15 protein-coding genes, 2 tRNA genes and 2 pseudogenes are annotated in these 19,078 nt (G+C 69.6%); 12 read left to right on the forward strand and 7 right to left on the reverse strand.

Translation table 11 applies throughout. The features are described from left to right. Positions 1–61: 61 nt before the first annotated feature. Positions 62–1,012 carry a glycosyltransferase family 2 protein gene (locus OYE22_RS29965; protein ID WP_277323320.1) on the forward strand — a complete coding sequence of 317 codons (951 nt, stop codon included), beginning with the start codon at positions 62–64 and terminating at the stop codon, positions 1,010–1,012. Further along, a complete protein-coding gene (locus OYE22_RS29970) occupies positions 1,012–1,431 on the forward strand; it encodes a GtrA family protein (RefSeq protein ID WP_277324390.1) in 420 nt (139 codons plus the stop codon). The genes OYE22_RS29965 and OYE22_RS29970 overlap by 1 nt, the downstream gene beginning before the upstream one ends. 76 nt (positions 1,432–1,507) lie before the next feature. Here the strand turns inward: OYE22_RS29970 and OYE22_RS29975 are convergent, their stop codons facing one another. From OYE22_RS29975 to OYE22_RS29990, 4 genes are all read right to left on the reverse strand, one after another. Then, entirely contained in the window at positions 1,508–2,284 is a 777-nt protein-coding gene (locus OYE22_RS29975) for a hypothetical protein (protein WP_277323321.1), read from the reverse strand. After that, positions 2,281–3,798 carry a C2 family cysteine protease gene (locus OYE22_RS29980; protein WP_277323322.1) on the reverse strand — a complete coding sequence of 506 codons (1,518 nt, stop codon included), beginning with the start codon at positions 3,796–3,798 and terminating at the stop codon, positions 2,281–2,283. The genes OYE22_RS29975 and OYE22_RS29980 overlap by 4 nt, the downstream gene beginning before the upstream one ends. Beyond that, entirely contained in the window at positions 3,795–4,130 is a 336-nt protein-coding gene (locus OYE22_RS29985; protein ID WP_277323323.1) for a hypothetical protein, read from the reverse strand. Before OYE22_RS29985 ends, OYE22_RS29980 begins: the two co-directional genes overlap by 4 nt. Positions 4,131–4,712: 582 nt before the next feature. Then, positions 4,713–5,138 (reverse strand): CBS domain-containing protein, encoded by a 426-nt coding sequence (locus tag OYE22_RS29990; protein ID WP_277323324.1) that lies wholly within the window; start codon positions 5,136–5,138, stop codon positions 4,713–4,715. 1,053 nt (positions 5,139–6,191) lie between these two features. Between OYE22_RS29990 and OYE22_RS29995 the strand changes: the two genes are divergently transcribed. The 8 genes and pseudogenes from OYE22_RS29995 to OYE22_RS33505 form a co-directional block, all read left to right on the forward strand. Continuing rightward, positions 6,192–7,280 carry a UbiA family prenyltransferase gene (locus OYE22_RS29995; RefSeq protein WP_277323325.1) on the forward strand — a complete coding sequence of 363 codons (1,089 nt, stop codon included), beginning with the start codon at positions 6,192–6,194 and terminating at the stop codon, positions 7,278–7,280. Positions 7,281–7,379: 99 nt separating this feature from the next. After that, positions 7,380–8,819, forward strand: coding sequence for a cytochrome P450 (locus tag OYE22_RS30000; protein WP_277323326.1), 1,440 nt, complete (start codon positions 7,380–7,382; stop codon positions 8,817–8,819). A 35-nt stretch (positions 8,820–8,854) separates the two neighbouring features. Next, complete coding sequence (locus tag OYE22_RS30005; RefSeq protein WP_277323327.1) at positions 8,855–9,937, forward strand: methyltransferase; 1,083 nt, start codon at positions 8,855–8,857, stop codon at positions 9,935–9,937. Between the two features lie 152 nt (positions 9,938–10,089). Further along, entirely contained in the window at positions 10,090–10,710 is a 621-nt protein-coding gene (locus OYE22_RS30010; protein WP_277323328.1) for a DUF6875 domain-containing protein, read from the forward strand. Beyond that, on the forward strand, positions 10,707–11,096 hold the full coding sequence (locus OYE22_RS30015) for a DUF962 domain-containing protein (protein WP_277323329.1): 390 nt from the start codon (positions 10,707–10,709) through the stop codon (positions 11,094–11,096). Before OYE22_RS30010 ends, OYE22_RS30015 begins: the two co-directional genes overlap by 4 nt. Positions 11,097–11,261: 165 nt before the next feature. After that, positions 11,262–11,414: pseudogene (locus OYE22_RS30020) on the forward strand (transposase); the annotation flags it as partial. 1,413 nt (positions 11,415–12,827) lie between these two features. After that, positions 12,828–14,369 (forward strand): alanine/glycine:cation symporter family protein, encoded by a 1,542-nt coding sequence (locus OYE22_RS30025; protein ID WP_277323330.1) that lies wholly within the window; start codon positions 12,828–12,830, stop codon positions 14,367–14,369. Between the two features lie 184 nt (positions 14,370–14,553). After that, positions 14,554–14,871 (forward strand): annotated as a pseudogene (locus OYE22_RS33505) (site-specific integrase); the annotation flags it as partial. A 133-nt stretch (positions 14,872–15,004) separates the two neighbouring features. On the opposite strand, the gene OYE22_RS30030 reads toward OYE22_RS33505, so the two are convergent. After that, positions 15,005–15,078, reverse strand: a tRNA-Pro gene (locus OYE22_RS30030). A gap of 183 nt (positions 15,079–15,261) precedes the next feature. On the opposite strand from OYE22_RS30030, the gene soxR reads away from it, so the two are divergent. Then, a complete protein-coding gene (gene soxR, locus OYE22_RS30035; RefSeq protein WP_277323331.1) occupies positions 15,262–15,771 on the forward strand; it encodes a redox-sensitive transcriptional activator SoxR in 510 nt (169 codons plus the stop codon). 123 nt (positions 15,772–15,894) lie between these two features. Here the strand turns inward: soxR and OYE22_RS30040 are convergent, their stop codons facing one another. Then, positions 15,895–16,188: a YiaA/YiaB family inner membrane protein gene (locus OYE22_RS30040; RefSeq protein ID WP_277323332.1), complete on the reverse strand. Its 294-nt coding sequence runs from the start codon at positions 16,186–16,188 to the stop codon at positions 15,895–15,897. A 194-nt stretch (positions 16,189–16,382) separates the two neighbouring features. Here OYE22_RS30040 and OYE22_RS30045 point away from each other — a divergent pair. Then, positions 16,383–16,456: transfer RNA gene (locus OYE22_RS30045), tRNA-Pro, on the forward strand. Positions 16,457–16,922: 466 nt separating this feature from the next. On the opposite strand, the gene OYE22_RS30050 is transcribed toward OYE22_RS30045, so the two are convergent. Beyond that, on the reverse strand, positions 16,923–18,998 hold the full coding sequence (locus OYE22_RS30050; RefSeq protein WP_277323333.1) for an SMI1/KNR4 family protein: 2,076 nt from the start codon (positions 18,996–18,998) through the stop codon (positions 16,923–16,925). Between the last annotated feature and the right edge of the window lie 80 nt (positions 18,999–19,078).

Consider the following 19,078-nt stretch of genomic DNA (forward strand, 5'->3'; position numbering starts at 1 on the left):
TTCCGCGCTCCGCTCGCACGCCGAGCGGACCCGACCACCGTGAACCCGTACGGGGAGAATCATGCTGATCTCGATAGTCGTCCCGTGTTTCAACGAGGAAGCCGTGATCGACCGCTTCCACGAGCACCTCGTCGTTGAGCTCCTCACCATTCAGCACGAGTTCGAGTTCGTGTACGTGGACGACGGGAGCAAGGACGACACGCTCTCCATGCTCAAGCGGCTCGCCGGGACCGACGCGCGGGTGCGCTACGTCTCGTTCAGCCGGAACTTCGGCAAGGAGGCCGCGATGTTCGCCGGCCTGCGTAACGCGGCCGGCGACGCGGTGGTCATCATGGACGCCGACCTCCAGCACCCGCCCGAGCTGGTGGGACGCATGGTCGAACTGCGGGAGGCCGGCCACGACCAGGTGATCGCCAAGCGCACCCGGGACGGCGACCGCGTGACCCGTACCTGGATGGCCCGTGGTTACTACCGGCTGGTGAACCGACTGGTCGACGTGGAACTCGTGGACGGCGTCGGCGATTTCCGACTGCTCTCCCGGCGCGCGGTGGATGCCGTACTCCAGCTCACCGAGTACAACCGCTTTTCCAAGGGACTGTTCGCCTGGGTGGGTTTCCCCAGCGTCACCTTCGAATACCGTAACGCGGTACGGGAGGAGGGACGGAGCAAGTGGTCATTCAGCCAATTGCTCAACTACGGTGCCGATGGTGTGATCTCGTTCAACAACAAGCCGCTGCGCGCCGCGGTGTATCTGGGGCTGTCGTTGCTCTCCGTTGCCGTGCTCTACGCGGCGTGGATTGTCGGCAGGGTATTGGTCGACGGGGTGGACACACCGGGCTATGCGACGCTGCTCGTGGTCATGACCGCGCTGGCCGGCGTGCAGATGGTCATGGTGGGCGTGATCGGCGAATACATCGGACGGATCTACTACGAGGTGAAGCGCCGCCCGCACTACCTCGTCCAGAGCACCAACGTGGACCAGAGGGCCGACGTCAAGGACCTGGTGCGGTGATCGCCGGACAATTCCTGCGGTTCGGCCTGGTGGGAGTCGTCAACACCGGCACGTACTACCTCAGCTACCTCGTCCTGCTGCGCTGGATGCCCTATCTGGCGGCGCACGTCGTGGCCTTCGCGCTGAGCACCGTCGGCTCGTACTTCCTGAACGTGTACGTCACCTACCGCACGCGCCCGGCCTGGCGCACCTTCCTGCTCTTCCCGCTGACCACGGTCGCCAACTTCACCATCACCACGGGCGGCGTCTACGTACTGGTCGACCTCGCGGGAATGAACGACAAGGCGTCACCACTGATCGCCGCGGCGGCCGCCGTCCCGATCACCTTCCTCGTCTCCCGAACGATCATGGTCGGCCCGGCGATCAACGGCACCCCGACGCCGGGGAAGGAGGAGCCGCCCTCCCTGCTGCGCCGGTGAGCGGGGCGGCCGGGCGGGAGACGGCCGAAGCCGCGCGGGCGACCCCGCACGGCCCGGCCCACACCACCGCTCGGCCTCAGCCGCCGGCCGGACCGATCAGCTTGAGGTCCACGTACCCGGAGTTCGGGTTGGAGCCGGCGAGCTCGCCGTCGCCGACCTCGATCGCCGCCACCTTCCAGAGCCGGCCGGTGAACTCCAGCGTGTCGCCGACCCGCGCGTCGGCGTACAGCGCGTCCCCGCCGTCGCGGCTCACGATGCTGATGTCGGCGCGCGGGCCGGGGTTGATGCTGGTGACCACGGCGCTGTACCGGCCGCCGTACTCGTTGTTCGGAACGTGCCAGCGCAGCCGGAAACCCCCGTCGACCAGGGACGGCCAGGTGGGCTCGGAGCTGGGTTGCGGTGACTCGGTCACGGTTGTGGAGCCCTTCGGCGTGAGGACGACGCGGTAGGTGCAGATCTGCGAGACGGTGAACGCGGTGCCGCCCACCGTCAGGGGCTGGCCCGGCGCCACGGTCCAGGACTGGGTCCCGGCCCGCGCCGAACCGGACCCGGTGCCGTTGGTCAGGACGGCGGTACGGGACCTGCCGTCCGCCCGCGCCTCCTTGTACAGCACGGTACCGGCGCCCCCCGGCAGCTTGACGGTGCCGCCGCGCAGCACGTGCGGTCCCGGTGCGCCGGCCTCGCCGGCACACTCCGGCCCCTTGTCGCGGGCCGGCGCCGGCCCTGTCGCGGACGGGCTCGGGGCGCTCGCGTCGCTCGGCCCTGGCCCGGCCTCGTCCGACTTCCCCGACGAGCCGCAGCCCGCGGCGAGCAGGACGCACCCGGCGACGGCGATGGTTCGTACGATTCTCACTTGGGCACCTTCAGAGCCTGCGGGTCGTCGAAGAACTTCTCGTAGTCCTCGGGCGTGGCCTCGATGTCCTGGTGGGGCGGGCCCCACGGGTTGCCCAGCACGATGTTGTCGCCCCGGAAGCCCTTGACGAAGTACACGTGCCGCGTGGAGAAGGTCGAACCCCACTTGGCCTGGCCGGCCTTCTGGTCGCTGTCCCCACTGCCGGTGCTGACGATCACCGGGCTGCCGGACTCGAAGCGCTCGCGCACGGACGCGACGTCGTTGTCGATGCCTTCGGCCTCGTGGCCGGTGACGTAGGGCGGGGCCTTGTCGTTGTGGTCCCACTCGACCGCCCCGTACGACCCCTCCTCCTCGCGGTCGTAACGCTCGTCATCCTCGCGCCCGTCGGGCGCGCCGCCCTTGTCGCCGCCGTAGACGAGCGCGAACGCCTTCTCGTAGTAGGCCGGCCACAGCGCGCCGTTCGCGCGTGCGGTCATCGGGTCGCCGTTCTCGTCCAGCGGCAGGTCGGGCGTGACGGTGACCCAGCGCTTGTCGCCGTCCTCGTCCCAGATGCGCACGTCGATGGTCCCGTTGGGGTTCTCCTTGATCCCCTCCCGGATGAACTGCGGGTTGACCTGGGCGGTCGAGGTGAGCGAGGCGATGTACCAGCAGTCGGCGAACCGCCCCTGGCTGATGTCGGCCGCCGTGATCTCCTGACCGTTGGAGCCCGGCTTGAACAGCGGGTCCTTCGGCAGGCCCCAGTGCATGCCCTTGGCCTGCGCGCCGGACTGGGCGTTGCGCCCGTCCAGGAAGGCGTCCGTCGTGTTGAACCCGGGCTGCATGCCGGGGAACGCGGCCTGCGCCTTGGCCCACTGCCTGGGGCTCAGTCGCCGCAGCAACAGGCTGAGGTGGTCCCGGCGCTCGCCGGAGGGCAGGCCGTTGTGGTCCCACGACTTCCAGCCGCTGTCGTCCGTGTCGTTGATCAGGTCGTTGTAGCGCTTGAGGTCGGCCGCGGGGGCGCGGTCGAAGAAGAGGCTGAGTTCGGTGGGCGTCAGCCCCTCCAGCCTCTCCTGGACCTTCTCCAGGTCCTCGCGGTTGCCGTTGGTGCCGAAGTCCTTGCCGTCGAGCTCCCTCAGTTTCGTCAGCGCCTCGGTGATGTCCTTCTCGCGCGGCGCGTCCTCGTCGGCGAACAGGAGGGCCTCGTCGATGGTGTAACCGCGCTCGATGAGCACCTTGCACGCGTCGAGCTGCCGACTCCGCCGCTCCATGGACCCCGCCATGTCACCGAGTTCCCGATCGAGCACCCCGGGCATGGAACTGGGTCCGCCGAAGAAGGACGGCATCACGAAGAGCTGCCCGACCAGGGGCTCAAGCAGCGGATCGGTGGTGGCCGGCTTGCCGTTCATGAGCTGTGCCGCCTCGGTGAGCAGGCCGGCCAGGCTCTGGTGTACTCCGCGTGCGTCGTTCCCCGACCTGCGCAAACTGGCGGCGAGGGCGCGTATCTCGGTGCTGTTGAATCCCCGGAACTCGCTCAATTCCCCGCCCCCGTCGGCTTCTTCGCCGCCGCGTCCGTGGCCTGCTCGTCGAGCCTGTTCGCCTCGGCTTCCCAGCGACCGGCGTCGTGCATGAGCGCGGACGCCATCTGGTGCAGGGTGTTCCTGCGCTGTACGAGCTGTCGGGTGGCGTCGGTGGCGAAGGGGCCGCGCCAGACCGGCGGGTCGCTCTGCTGGGCCTTCTTGGCCGCGGGGTCGAGGTGCGGCCCCAGGGTCTTGGCGAGCGAGCGCGCTCTGCGCGCACAGGCCCGCAATTCCCCCGCCCGCTTTCGCAACTGCTCCGGGGGTTCCCCCCGTTCGTCCGGCCGTCCCACCGTAAATCCCCCTACCGCCGACCTCAGGACGCTCTGGCGGACCCCATTTCCCCGAGCCCCGCTCGGCAACCGGACCGCGCCAATCCACGCCCTGCGGAAAATCACCTGAGCGTACGGCAGGTCATCGTATTGCCCGGTCAGCCCGCCACCACGGCACCGCCACGCCGGCCCACTCACCGGGCAGGGAAAGGGCTGCGGGCGAATTCGGAAATGCACTGATTTCGAATGCGACCGTGTTCTCCCGTGATTCCGCGTGATCTCCTCGACGCCGGATTACGGTGACCGACCGCGCGCGCGACGCTCGAATCCCTCTTTGTCGGACCCAACCGCTCCCCGTCCCCCTCCCCGGATTCGACCTCCCCGGATTCGACGGGCGCGTGCTGTGCCTCACGGATCTGCTCCGCCGCGCGCTATGCGTCGCGGGCTGAACCGGGTGCTGTTCCGATCCCCTCACGAGCGGGCGGCGCCCGGCGGGCACGGCGGCGAGGCGCGCGGCGCGGCCCCGGCCGCGCCGCGCCGCGCGGTCGCCCGTTGGTCGGGTGTGGCGTGGTCGGCGGGCGTCGTCGTGCTCGGCCCGGTCGGTCAGGCGTAGACGCTTTCCACGAACTGCGCGAGCTGGTCGTCGCTCAGGTGATGGGCCAGATCGGCTTCGCTGATCATGCCGACGAGGCGCTTGTTCTCGTCGATGACCGGCAGGCGGCGGATCTGGTTGCTCTCCATCTCCGTGAGGACCTGGTCCACGTCGGCGTCGGCGCTGATCCAGCGCGGTGTGCCCTTGCACAGGTCTCCCGCGGTGACCCGTGCCGGATCGTGCCCCGCGGCGACACAGCCGATCACGATGTCACGGTCGGTGACGATGCCGCACATCCGCTCGTTCGGGTCGGTGGGATCGCTGACCGGTAGGGCACCCACGTCGAGTTCCCGCATGAGCTGGGCGACCCGGTCCAGGCTCTCGGTCGCCGGTACCCACTGGGCCCCGGGGTGCATGATGTCCGCGGCGGTGGTCATGGATGCTCCTTTTGTCGGTTTCACTAGGTCCCAGTCTCCGAGAGCCCCCGCCGCCCGCTGCCCGGGCTACGCCATCCGAGTGACGCCCGGGCCCCCCCGGGGGGCGTGGCGTACGAGGGGCGGGGCGGTGACGCGCGGGGTACGACTTCGGCCGCGTCGGTCCCGCAGGCCGTGCCGTGTGGGGAGGTCAGGAGATCCGGGAGAGATCTTCTCCATGGTCGACGCGGCGTTCAGCATGCGCGCATAGATCACTGATCCCCCAGAGCTGGTGCCCAAGGAAGCTCGTCAGGCTCTCGGCCTGGAGGAATCGCTTGTGTCGCCGCCTACGAAGCATTCGCGAAGGAATCCCGCGATGCGGGCTTCGTGGACGTCCAGGATCCACAGCAACCGACCGCTACTCGGGGTGAGAAAAGCAACCCCCTCCCTCGCAATTCCCGTTTAGCTCCCCTGCCCCCCGCATCGCCAGTCACTTCAAAGACCTCGTCCACCTCGCGGCCCACATCCACCATCTCCATCAACACCGCTTCCAGAGCGGCACCAAAAGGATCACCAAGACGTCACACGACACAGCTCGTTTCGACACCACCGACGTTTTCCGGCACGTCGCTGCTTATCCCGGCGGCATGATTGATCACTGCTCCAGGAGATCCCACGAGCATGCCCTGGAACAGTGCACTCACGCGCCCTGGCCTGGGGTTTCGAGAAGCTTGCCGCGACGGCCTCAAAGTGCCTGATGGTTTATGAGGCTCGAGCCCTCGGCGCGCCAACCGGCCCCTTACGTTCTGCTACGGGAAAGAAAAGGGCACGCGTGCCCGGCACGTTCACGTCCGTACGGTCGTCGACCCCGCAACATTTTCCATGGCTTAATCATCGCTGGTGCGCGATGACGCGCTTGGTGTCGTATCGGCTTTGGATGTACAACGGTTCAAGGTGGAGGCGCATCGTGCTCGCTCTCGGAATACCGTTAATCCCGGCGGAAGCAGCCGTTTCCCCTGTCCACACCAGGTCGGCGTCGCACGACGACAGCCGTTACAACGCGAACGTCCGACTCCCGTGACGGCCCCGGCTGAGCGCCCGTCGACCGGCTCCTTCGGCTACGAGGAATTCGCCACCCTCTCTCCCGCCCGGCGGGAGGACGCGGTACGGCGGACGCCGGGCAGCGCGGGCTGGTCGGAGACCGCGCGTATCGCCTTCATGCTGGGTCGACCGCGCACCTGTGTACCCGGCAACCTGGCCTTCGCGCTCGGCTGGGCGGCGGCGGGTGGCACAGTGTCGCCCGCGTTCTTCCTCGGCCTGTTCATGTCCCTCGTGTACGGGCTGATGGCCAACCTCTACAACGCGTACACGGACCTGGCCGAGGACAGTCGGAATCTGCCCGGGCGCGTGTGGCTGGTGCTGCGGATGGGGCATCGTCGGACGCTGTGGATCGGCCACGCGGCGTCCGGCACGCTGATCGTGCTCACCCTCCCGTACGGCGGTGTCCAACTGCTGCCCTTGATGTTGTTGCTGCTCGTCGGGGCGCACCAGTACTCGTTTCGTCCGCTGCGGCTTAAGGACGGGCCTGTCGTCGGCCTGCTGGCCTTCAGTCTGGCGGTGTTCGGGCCGTTCCTGCTCGGAGCCTTCGGAGCCCCCGGAGGTCGCCACGACCTGAGCGGCTCCACCTGGGCGCTGTTCGGTTTCCTGGTGGTCTGGTTCTCGGCCAAGGGCATGGTGAAGAACCTCCCGGACTTCGAGGGCGACCGCGAGGCAGGGTTGCGGACGTCCGCGACGGTGTTCGCCACCCGCGCGGCGGCGGCGCGCGCGGCGACGGCGATGACGCTGGTGGGTTACCTCTCGCCCGCCGTGTTCGTAGCCGTCGGGCTGCTCCCACCTCGTGACCTGTGGGCGCTCGTCTGGACGGTGGCGGCTCTGGTGCAGTGCCGGGCGATGGCCCGGGCGACGGAGCGGGCCAGAGCCAACGCCGTGCTCAAGGTCGACATGCTTCTGTCGACCGCGTTTCTCGCCTCGGTCCTGCTGCTGCACTCACCTGGCTGGGTCCCGGTGACGGGGGTGGCGCTCGGAGTCGCCCTGCTGTTCGGCAGCGATCTCCTGGCGCTGGACTCCCGGCGCCGGACCGACGTCACGACCCCCGCCGTTCCCTGAGGCCCTCGCACACCGACGTCCCACCGTGCCGGCCGCCCCGCCACGCGTCCACGCCGGCGTCGGGCGGCCCGCCCCGCGAAGACGAGAAGGAGACGACGCATGCCCGCCATACCCGGACCCCGGACTCCGGCACAGCTCTTCCGGGTCACTCGGGCCTTCCAGCGCTCGCTGCCGGAAGGGCTGGAACACCTTCATGACACCTACGGCCAGGTCAGTGCCTTCGGTCTCGGGCCCACCCGTACCCACTTCCTCTTCGGACCGGACGCCAACGCCCTGGTTCTGGGAAACCAGGAGAACTTCCGCTTCAGCGGCGCCTACGACATGCTGCGACCGATCGCCGGAGACACCGCTCTGGTCACCACCGACGGCGAGCCGCACGCCCGCCGCAAGCGCAAGGCGAGGCCCTCGTTCCACCGCGGCGGAGCCGAGAAGAGCACCCGTCTGATCCTGGCCGCCATCGACGAGGCGATCGACCGCTGGCGGCCGGGGCAGTACGTGGATGTGCACGGCACCCTGCGCTCCGCGATCCGTAGCGCCATGCTGCGGCAGTTCTGCGGGGAACGGCTGGCGGCCCAGGAGGGGACCCTCGTCGCCGAGCTGGAACGTATCCACGAACTGATGGACTACCCGCTCCCGCGGCAGCTCGTGGCCTGGAAGCTGCCCAGCGCCGCGCGCAGAAGGGCGTTGGCCGCGATCGCGGCCGTGGACCGGCTCCTGTACGAGGAGATTCAGCGAAGGCGCCGCGAGGGTGACCCCGGCGGGCGTGGGCACCGGTCCGGCGAGGGGTCACGCGACCTGATCGCCGTGATGCTCTCCGAGGACGGGCCCGCGATGTCGGACCAGGAAGTGCGCGACATGGTCGTCAGCGCCCTGATCGCCGGCTACGACCCGGTCGGCTCGGGCCTGGGCTGGGCCGTCTACAACTGCCTGAACACGCCCGGCGTCTGGCAGCGGCTGCGGGACGAGGCACACGACGCGTCCTCGGGAGACATGTCCTCGGGAGACGGGGCCTCGAGAGACGGGGCCTCGGGAGACGGGGCCTCGGCGGCACGAGGCCGAGAGCTGAGCTACGCGAACTGGGCGGTACAGGAGAGCCTACGCACGCACCCGCCCGTGGTGATGAGCCCGCGCCGATGCGTGCGTAGCTTTCGCTACCAGGGTCACCTGATACCCGGCGGCAGCCTGGTGGCGGTGAGCGCCTACATCACCCACCGCTCGCCCGCCGTGTGGGCGCGACCGGACCGCTTTCTACCGGAGCGCTGGGACGCGTCCAGGGAGGGGTACCGCGCTCCCACTCCATTCGAGTACCTGCCCTACGGATACGGCGGGCGCCGCTGCGTCGGCGCGAGCATCGCCTCGGCGGTCCTGCCCACCGCGCTGTCCCGGCTCGCCCTTCGTACCACGCTCAACCTGCGGACTCGGCATCCGCAGTTCGGCGGCATCCCGGCGCTGATCCCGCGTGACGGCCTGTTCGTGGAGGTGGAGGCGCCGCCGGTGCGAGAAGGGGCCGGCGGTGTCCTCACGAGGGGGCCGCGATGACGGCGCCGCGCACGGCCGCGACAGGAGCGGTCGCCGTGCCCGACAGCGACCGGGCCGACCACGCCTGGCGCATGCGGGAAATGATTTACGGTCACGTGCGTTCGCGGGCCGTCTGCGCTGCCGCCGAGCTCGGCCTCGCTGAAATGATCGGCACCGGATCACCGACCGCGGCCGAACTGGCCACGGCCACCGGGGCCGACCCGGCCCTGCTCACCCGCCTCCTGCGCGCACTGGTCTCCTTCGGCGTGCTGTGCCGGGAACCGGAGGTGGGTGGCGAGGGGTACGGCCTCACCCCGCTCGGCGAGACGCTGAGGGCCGACGCCCCGGCGTCGGCCCTGCCGACGGCCCTGCTGGTGGCCACGACGATGGCCCCGGCCTGGGAACGGCTCACCGAGGTGGTCCGCCACGGGCGTCCGGCCTTCGCGGACGTCTTCGGCGTCGATTTCTTCTCCCACCTGGACGGCGACCCGTGGCTGCGCGGGATCTTCGACCGGTCCCAGGAGAGCGGGCTCTCGCTCGAACTGGAGGGCTTGCTCCAGGCAGTCGACTTCACCGGCCCCCTGACCATCGTCGACGTCGGCGGCGGGGACGGTGCGCTGCTGACCAGGCTGCTGGGGGAGAATCGCCGCTCTCGCGGCGTGCTTGTCGACCTCGGCGCGGCACTGCCCGCGGCGGCTCGCAGGCTGACCGATGCCGGGCTGGCCGACCGGTGCGAACTGGTCGAGGGCGACTTCCTCACCGCCCTGCCCCCGGGCGGCGACCTCTACCTGCTGCGCCACATCCTGCACGACTGGGACGACGCGTCCTGCCACGTCGTCCTGCGCAACTGCCGCCGGGCGATGGGGCCGGAGGCCCGGGTTGTCGTCATCGACCACTTGGTGGACGAGGCGGAGGGCGACGGGCCGGATCAGGGGGGCGGCGGCCAGTGGGGAGCGCTGATGGACCTCTACATGATGTCCCTGTTCGCGGGCGGCCGGGAGCGGACCGGGGAGGAGGTGGCCGACCTACTACGCGGGGCGGGGCTGTCCCCCGTACGGACCACCCCGCTGCCAGGCGGCACCGGAGTGGTGGAGGCACGAGCCGGCGGTTGCCCGGTAGAGACAGGGGGCGCGCGATGATGCCGGCCGGTCAGCGGGCCACCTCGACGAACGCCTGCCCTCGGCAGGTTCCGGACCGGACCTCCGCGACGGAGGACGGGGCGAGGCACGGGGCGAAGGCACCGCCGCCGGCCGGCGACCCGGCGCGGGTGAGGGCGACGGCGGAGGCTCTGGTGCACGGTTGGTTGGACACGTACATCACCCGGCCGCACGAGGAGTTGGGAAGGCCCGGCCCGGTCTGCCCCTTCGTCGCGCCCGCCATGGGCGAGGGGACCCTGCTCCTGCGGACGCGTCTGGGAATGACGGAGGCGGACGGCGACGACCTGCGGGCCGTGGTGCGGGACATGGTGTGCGACTTCCGCGCCCGGCGCTGGCCGCGGGCCAATGCGACGATGCGTACCCTCCTGCTGGCCTTGCCCGACCTGCCACCCGCCGGCTGGTCCCTGCTGGATTCCGTCCAAGCGGAGTTGAAGGGAGAGTTGGCGCGTGCGGGACTGATGCTCGGACAGTTCCACCCCGCCTGCCCCGAGCCTGCGGCACGCAACCCCGCCTTTCCGGTGTCGAGGGGCCCCGTGCCCCTGCTGGCACTGCGGAACATGGCCATCCACGACGTGCTCTTCCTCCACCACCACGGCGAGTTCTTCGCCGAGTACCGCAGGCGCTTCGGCTTCCGCTACGAGCGGGACACGGTGGCCGACCCGTTGCTGCGGAACACCTACCGGGAGGCGCTCGCGCGGCATGCGCCGAACGTCTCCGACGGCGCATCTCACCAGACGAACGGAGAGGCACAATGAGGCAGTTCGATCAGCGCTTCGAGGAGTACATGCGCGGCCACACCAGTGAGGCGAGCCGCTGGATGCACGTGGCGGGGATGGTCACCGCGGTGGGCGCCGCGGGCCTGGCCGGACGGCGCCGCAGCCCCAAGCTGCTGTGGGCCGTGCCTGGCGCGTTCTTCAGCTTCGCCTGGAGTGGCCACTTCGTCTTCGAGAAGAACCTCCCCGTCGGCTTCACCGACCCCGGCGCGGCGTTCTCCGGCGACCTCAAGATGATCTTCATGATGCTCAGCGGTCGCAACGCCGAGCTGAAGGAACTGGTCCAGCGGCTACAAGCCGAGGCCGAACCCCACACCGCAGAGGCTGCCACACAGGAGCGCGATCCCGCCCTGCGCGAGAGCGTCTGACCTCGCCTCCGGCGAGGGCCCACCGCCGCGGCCGGCGGACGAGGGCGGGGCGCGGCCGTGGCCGCTGGGCGACCGGCGGACCCCGGCGCATTTCCACGGCTGGTGCGAGGGCACGGTGAGGAAGTGCGGGACCAGGGGGTTGGCCTGGGTGGTGAGGTGCTCGAGGACGTGCGTCAGTACGTGGTCGACAACCTCGGCGACCGGGAGGCCGTCCTGGTCGTGGACGACACGGGCTTTTCGAAGAAGGGGACGCGGTCGGCCGGGGCACAGCGGCGATACTCCAGTCCCGCCGGGCGGACGGAGAACTGCCAAGTCGGCGCCGGCATCGACGACGAGTCCGCCTTTAAGACCAAGGTGGCCATGGCCAAGGTGATGGTCCGCCGCGCCATTGCGGACAAGATCCGCACACGTCGAGGTCCGGCCCTGGCACCGGCCCGACCGCCGCCACTGGGTCATCACCCGCCGCAGAGTGAACCGACCCGGGGAGATCTCTTACTACATCGCCTACTGCCCGGCCCAGACAACGCTTGACGATCTGATCCGCATCGCGGGCAGCAGGTGGGCCAGCGAGAAGTGCTTCCAAAGCACGAAACAGGATCGCGGCCTGGACGACTACCAGGTCCGCCGTTACCCCGGCCGGGACCGCCATATGACCCTGTCCGTGGCTGCCCACGCCTGCCAGACCGTCCTGCGAGCCTGTGAGCTGGATGCCGGGAAAGCGAAAACGCATCCTCCCCACTCACCCACCTCAGCCTCGCCGAGATGAGACGGCTGATCACCCGTCTCACCAACCGCCGACCCGCCCCCATCGAGCACATCCTGCACCGGTCCACCTGGCGTCGAAAACGCCAACACCAAGCCCGCACTGGCCACTACAAACGGCGCGGGCACAGCCCCTGACCTGACCATCGAGGAGTGGCTGCGCCGGAACGGAAGCAGCCTCGTCCAGTGCACGCAGGACCACGCCGACACCTGGCTCAGTCACGGCCCGGCCATGCGCTCCTCCGTCCGCGCCTTCCTCCTGTCGACCAGCCGACGCGGACACACCCGGCAGCTGACAGCCCGGATCAACAACGGCGACTGCACCGTCCATGACATCGCCCAAAACCAGCGCTGGACCCTGGTCCGGCGCCTGGTCCAGGACGACCAGCTGAGCACCGTCGACCGAGCTGCCGGACTGCTCCTGCTGGGCTGGCCCGTCTTGTGCTCTCCGATCACGCCAAGGACGTGGCCGAAGGCGCCGCCGGGCTGGTGGGGACCCGGCACGACACAGACACCGAAATCGCAGGGCGGGTCAGCCAAGCCCCGTGCCCCGTGACGGAAAGCGCCTGGCCTCCTACCGTCCGTTCCCGCCGGACCCTCGGGCGCGCGCGGCGCTCCTGTGCCCACCGACCACGCCCGACATAAGTGGCTATGACACGTATACCGCGGAACCGATATCAGTCCGGCATCGCCCCGTGGGATTTCTCCTGACCACACATGGTGATGTGATTCACGTCACTCGTGCATTTCTCGCGGCCGTGGTAGAACAACGCAACTCCGCAGGTAACTGGGTTCCGAGCCGCTCTGCGGAGGGTCGCCATCCCCTGAACGAGACCACCGACACGATCACGCTCCGAAACGGAACGGTCTCGCCGGTTACTTCGCCGGACAACGGTGTTCGCTCCTCAACCCGCTCGCCTCGGCGAGACGCCCTTGCCAGCCGTCCCCCCGCGTCATCGAGGTAGTCACGTGTCACTCGACTCCGTCACCCAGTCCGTGGACGATGCCGTCAGCGGTTTCTTCGAGCCCATAGCCGAGTGGCTGGGGGAGGTGGTCTTCTACACCGTCCCCGTCGGCGGCACCGACCTGCCTCTCATCGTCGCCTGGCTCGTCGTCGCCGGTTTGATATTCACCGGCTGGTTCGGACTCGTCCAAGTCCGCAAGTTCAAGCTCGCCGTCGACATCGTGCGGGGCAAGTACGACGAGAAGGGGTCGGCCGGCGAGGTCAACCACTTCCAGGCGCTGACCGCCGCGGTGTCCGGCACGGTCGGCCTCGGCAACATCGCGGGCGTGGCCGTCGCCGTCTCCATCGGCGGGCCCGGCGCCACCTTCTGGATGATCCTGTGCGGCCTGCTCGGCATGGCCACCAAGTTCGTCGAGGTCACCCTCGGCGTGAAGTACCGCGAGGTGCACGCCGACGGCACCGTCTCCGGCGGCCCGATGCACTACCTCCCCAAGGGGCTCGCCGAGCGCTTCGGCAAGAACGGCAAGACGCTCGGCAAGGTCCTCGCGGTCCTCGCCTCCTTCATGATCCTGTTCTTCGGCCTCTTCGGCGGGAACCTCTTCCAAGTCAACCAGTCCTACGCGCAGTTGGTCTCGGTCGCCGGCGGCGAGGACGGCGCGCTCGGATCCTCCGGTGGCGCCCTGTTCTTCGGAGTCCTGGTCGCCACGCTCGTCGGCATCGTGCTCCTCGGCGGCATCCGCTCCATCGCCAACGTCACCAGCAGACTCGTGCCGGCCATGGCGGGCGTCTACATCCTCGCGTGCCTGGTCGTGATCCTGGTCAACGTCACCGCCGTCCCGGACGCCGTCGTCACCATCATCGAGGGCGCGTTCGCCCCCGAAGGCGTGGCCGGTGGTGTGCTCGGCGCGCTGATCATCGGCTTCAAGCGGGCCGCCTTCTCCAACGAGGCCGGCCTCGGCTCCGCCCCGATCGCCCACTCCGCGGTCAAGACCAAGCACCCCGCGAGCGAGGGCCTGGTCGCGCTGCTGGAGCCCTTCATCGACACCGTCGTCGTCTGCACGATGACCGCCCTGACCATCGTCATCGCCAACCCCGACAGCTGGGGCGAGGCCCGCGCGGGCGAGGACATCGGCGGCGTCACGATCACCTCCGACGCCTTCGAGACGGTCCTGCCCTGGTTCCCACACGTCCTCACCGTGGCGGTGCTGCTGTTCGCCTTGTCCACCGTGCTGACCTGGGGTTACTACGGCCTCAAGGCGTGGACGCACCTCTTCGGCCGCAGCCGGACCAGCGAGATGGCCTACAAGATCCTCTACGCCGTCTTCACCGTCGCGGGCTCACTGCTGACGCTGCAGACCCTGATCGACCTGGCCGACGCGATCCTGTTCTCGCTCGCGGTCATCAACATCATCGGCCTCTACCTCCTCGCCCCCACCGTCAAGCGCGAACTCAACAGCTTCCTGGAGTACGTCCGCGCCCGGAATGCGGGCCAGGCCACCGAGACCGGGGACGACGAAAGCCAGGAGTCGGCGAAGACCACCGTCTGACCGCGTCACGCGGACCGGCTCCTGAACGGGCCCGTACTCACCTCGCGCCTTGGTGAGTACGGGCCCGTTCGCCATCCCACCCACGCTCGACCGGGGCCCAGCCCAGGGCAGCGTGTTCACCGTCGCGCCGTAAGGGCCCGGGGCGCGGGCCCAGCACTCGGTCAGGCCGTGCTGGGCCGCCTTCGCGGCGGGCTCCCACCCCGACGCCCGCCTGTTCACCGGCCCGCGGGGCGGACGCATCTCCACCGCTGTCCTGCGCGACGCGACACACTGGGACTACGTCGTCACGAGACTCCGCTACGAGCATCCGCGCCGCCACGACCTCCGCCACACCGGACTGACCTGGCTTGCCGACGCCGGAGTCCAACTGCACGTCCTCCGTAGGATCGCCGGCCACGGATAACCGACCACCACCCAGCGCTACCCGCACCCGGACGTACACAAGATCACGACCGCCGGGGCAGCGCTCTCCGCACACCTCAATGTGCTCCGCGCACCACGCCCGCTGACAAGCCCGACCATCAGGGCTCGCTGGCCTCGGTCAAGGACGTCGGCCACCAACCGGTCGCCAGAAATGATCAAGGGCCGGTTTCGGATTCCCTCCGAAACCAGCCCTTGTCTGCGACTCTTACGAGTCGGGACGACAGGATTTGAACCTGCGACCCCTTGACCCCCAGTCAAGTGCGCTACCAAGCTGCGCCACGTCCCGATGCGTCCCACGTCGGCCGCGCCCTCGCGCTGCCGTCGTCGTTGCAGGTCAAGAGCGTACAGCATCGTCGCCGTCGATGCAGTCAGGGTGGTGCCGCCGCCCCGGCGACCAGCGGGGGAGGGGGTGTTGGCACGACGAAGGGCCCTGCTGCCAGCGGCGGGTGGGCGACTACGCTCGCACGCCATGACGTCGAAGCACGACCGACTGACGATCGGCGAACTCGCGGCCCGCAGCGGGCTGGCCACCTCCGCGCTGCGCTACTACGAGGAGCTCGGGCTGATCCACTCCGAGCGCACCGTCGGCGGCCAGCGCCGCTTCGCCCGTGCCACGCTCCGTCGCGTGGCCTTCATACGCGCCGCCCAACAGGTGGGCCTCTCGCTGGAGGAAGCGGGTGCCGCGCTGGCCCGGCTACCCGAGGACCGCGCCCCCAGCGCCACCCAGTGGAACTCGGTGGCGCGGGTCTGGAGTCGGCGCATCGACGCGCAGATCGCCGACCTGGAGCGGCTCAAGCTGCGCCTGTCGGGGTGCATCGGCTGTGGTTGCCTGTCGCTGCGCAAGTGCGCCCTCTACAACCCGCGCGACGCCGCGGCCGATCAGGGCGCGGGTGCCCGATACCTGCTCGGTGACGAGCCCGCGCGGGCGAAGGGCGCGACGGCGGCCCGGGCCCCGGGTGACGCCCGGGCCGACCTGTAGCCGACGAGGCTGGCCGACCGATGAGCCCTCCCCATAGCCCGCGGCGGTGGGCGCGCGGTCCGAACCCCTGACCGCGGCGCCGTGAGCCGCGTCACACACCCCGTACGGGAAGTGCTCGGACCCTCAGATCTGGCCGGGCTTGAAGACGTCCTGCTCGATGAGGAGCTTGTCGATCCGCGCCTTGTCGACCCGGTTGGTCACCTCTTCCACCTCCTGGCGGTCCCGAATGCACTTGGCCAGCGTGAACGTCGAGGTGACCACGAAGACCAGGCCGAGCCCGAGGAACCCGCGCTCCCACGCCCCGACGGACAGCTTGGTGATCCCGAAGGCGACGGCGGCGAGCGACAGGGCGAACGAGAGCGCGGCCTGCACGAAGAACGCCGTGGTCGTGGGCCGCTGGATGGAAGGTGTCGTCATGCACGTAGCGTCGCCGCGCGGTGACCCCCGCACATGAGTACCCCTACTCAACCCACCCTGAGTGTCGCCCGAGGCCCGTCGCCGTCGCCCGACAGGAAGATCAACGGACGGGAACGCGGGCACGACCACCCGGTGCGGTGCGGTATTGTTCTCGTACGCGCTCGGCCGGGGCCCAGCCCCAGACGAGAGAGCATCGGGACGTGGCGCAGCTTGGTAGCGCACTTGACTGGGGGTCAAGGGGTCGCAGGTTCAAATCCTGTCGTCCCGACTCGTAAGAGTCGCAGATAAGGGCTGGTTTTGGAGAAATCCGAAACCGGCCCTTGATTGTTTTGGGGACGGTGAAGTGCGCGGAGAGCGCTGCCCCCGACGGCCGTGATCTTGTGTGTGTCTGCTAATGAATGAGATTCTTGCGCAAGTGTGGCTATTCCCTGGAAAGTGCGGAAAGCCAGGCGGAAAGCTAGAATAACCCAAATGCGGGCAATTGGAATAAAGGGCGCATGTGTCGAATTTTGAATTGAAATTCGCGGCACGCGTTGTTAGTCGCTTAGGTTCGTGACTGTGCTTGGTGGTGGACGTTGGCGGCGTAATCGTCACCGAGAACGCCGTTTTAGCTGACCGGCGTTTCCGAGCTATTTTGCTGCTGCGCCGGGCGGCAGTAGAAGGGGGAGGGTCGCGGCTGTGAGCTGGGCGGGCAGGCCGTCGCGGTGGCCACCCGTCCCTTGTCGGGTTCGGCGTTACGCGTCGCCCTCGGGGCGGATCTCCGGTGTCACGGCGTGCGCGTCCGCCGGTTCCGCGTTCGCGGGGTCTTCGACGGCGAGGTGCGCGCGCAGTGGCGCCAGGTCGGTGATGTGGGTCTGCCGGACCACCAGGTATACCTCGCCGTCGCGTGGCGGCCGGGTCCAGGAGCGGCTGACGAGCATGGGCAGCCGCCCGTACCGGATGGCGTGCTGGGGGAGGGTGACGCCGAACTCATCGGCCAGCGCGGCCAGCAGGGTCCGTTCGCCCGTGGCCGGGTCGGTCGGCCTGGTCGGGTCGCCGAAGAACCGGGCCGGGTTCAGCGCCGGGGGTATTTCACCGCTCGTGTGGACCTCGCCGGCCAGGTAGGTGAACGCGTACTGCTCGACGCCGTCCGTCGCGACCGACACGTGGCAGAACGCCTCTTCGCTGCGCTGTGTGCGCAGCCCGCTCCACACCACCACTGCCCGGGTGCCCGCACTGGCGGCTGCTGCCGGGGAGACGAAGCGGGGTCGGTGGAACCCGGCGGGATCGCTGTCGAAGGCGAAGCTCCAGCCGGACCCGGCCCGGCCGACCGCCATGAGCGCCCGGTCCGCGAAGGACGAGAACTCCTGGAGGTTGTGCCGGGCGTTCCGGTAAGCCTCCTTCCGATTCATGGGCACGGAGAGCCGGCCCCCGCGAACCCCGCCCCCGGAGGCCCGGCTGTCCCCGCCGGCCCCGGCGTCCTGCGTGGCCCCGTCGGCGAGCCGTCCGGGCATCTCGTCCGGTGTCACCCCCTCCACCAGGACGAACCGGTAGGACGCCGGCTCCTCGCGCGGTTCGCAGCCCGCCAACCAGTCCAGGCCCTCGTGGTCGAGCCCGGCTGTCGGCGGCGGGGCGACGCCCACCTGCCCGCCCCGCGGCGTGGCCAGCAACTCGCGGCCCCGCTCCTCCGTCCACAGCGGCCCGAGCAGCGGATCGGCCACCCACCCCAGCGGAACGATGTGGTCTGGCCCCAGCGGCTGCCACTGCGGCAACGCTGCCCGCAGCGTCCGCCAGGCGCCGTCGGTGTCCGCCTGGCGAGCGAGCGCCCGCGCCCGCTCGACCGCGACCCCGAACGGCCCGGCGGCGGTGTAGCGGTACGTCAGGTTCCGCACCTGTTCCAAGGTGGCGTACGCCAGGGACACCAGGTCCTCGTCCGCGCCGCGCAGCGAGAACCTGAGGGTGGAGTCGTCCCGGTAGGAGTGCTCCGCGTGGTCGGCGACCAGGGGTGGCAGCACCTCGGACGCGTACCGCGCATCGGCAGCCAGTTCGTCGAAGGACACCCGGTAAGTCTCCCCGAGTAGCCGGCGGATCTGGTCGCCGAGCCCGGCGGCCCGTGGCCTGCCGTACTCCTTCGCCTCGTCCAGCATTTCCAGGGCCTGCCGCCAGTCGCCGCGCAGGGCCGCGAGCCGGGCTGCCGCCACCTGGTCGTCCAACCGGCGCGTCGTGTCGTTGGCGAACTCCGGGGCCGCCTCGTCGCCATCCCCTGACCGCAGGGAGTGGAACTCGCGGTACATGTCCTGCATGAAGTCCCAGAAGTTGCCGTGTGGTTGGGGCGGGTCACCCCTCCAGCTCGCCCAGGTGTACACGGTCCACTCACCGTCCTCGTCCACCTCTTCGGGGTCCATGAGGACGTAGACAACGTCGGATTCGACGTCGAGCTGGAGCCCGCGATGCCAGATGTCCACCTCGTACCGCTGGTCGTGGTCGGCGTCCTCGTCCAGTCCCTCCGCGAAGATCTCGGCGAGCTCCGACTCGTTCTCGTGCCAGTGTGCGTCTACGGTCCCGGCCAGCAGCCAGACGAATCCGCCCGCGTGCCGCCACCCGTCGGTGACCTTCAGGAATTCCCGGTAGGACGGCGGGAGCCGGCGACCGAGGCGCTGTTCAAGGGCGACGATCTGTTCCTCGGTCGCGGGCGGTAACCCCAGCCAGCGGGCCCGGCGGGCGGCGAGGTCGTCCGCGTTCCGCACATCGTCGTCCGTGAGGGAGTCCGCCCACTCTTCGCTCCACCGCAGGAGGAAGGGGCGCCAGTCGAAGTTCGTGGTCTCTGTCATGGGGCCGATGCTGCCACCCACCACTGACAGTCGCCGTCCGTCCACCGAGCGCGCTCCTTTGGAGTCGGGGACCTTCCGGC

The organism is Streptomyces sp. 71268, assembly GCF_029392895.1.
Lineage (GTDB): Bacteria > Actinomycetota > Actinomycetes > Streptomycetales > Streptomycetaceae > Streptomyces.

Bases quoted from the DNA above. Each gene is read 5' to 3' on its own strand.
- OYE22_RS30000 (WP_277323326.1), top strand. From the start codon at position 7,380: ATGCCCGCCATACCCGGACCCCGGACTCCGGCACAGCTCTTCCGGGTC.
- OYE22_RS30050 (WP_277323333.1), bottom strand. From the start codon at position 18,998: ATGACAGAGACCACGAACTTCGACTGGCGCCCCTTCCTCCTGCGGTGG.
- OYE22_RS29990 (WP_277323324.1), bottom strand. From the start codon at position 5,138: ATGACCACCGCCGCGGACATCATGCACCCCGGGGCCCAGTGGGTACCG.
- OYE22_RS30015 (WP_277323329.1), top strand. From the start codon at position 10,707: ATGAGGCAGTTCGATCAGCGCTTCGAGGAGTACATGCGCGGCCACACC.
- OYE22_RS29965 (WP_277323320.1), top strand. From the start codon at position 62: ATGCTGATCTCGATAGTCGTCCCGTGTTTCAACGAGGAAGCCGTGATC.
- soxR (WP_277323331.1), top strand. From the start codon at position 15,262: ATGACGTCGAAGCACGACCGACTGACGATCGGCGAACTCGCGGCCCGC.
- OYE22_RS30040 (WP_277323332.1), bottom strand. From the start codon at position 16,188: ATGACGACACCTTCCATCCAGCGGCCCACGACCACGGCGTTCTTCGTG.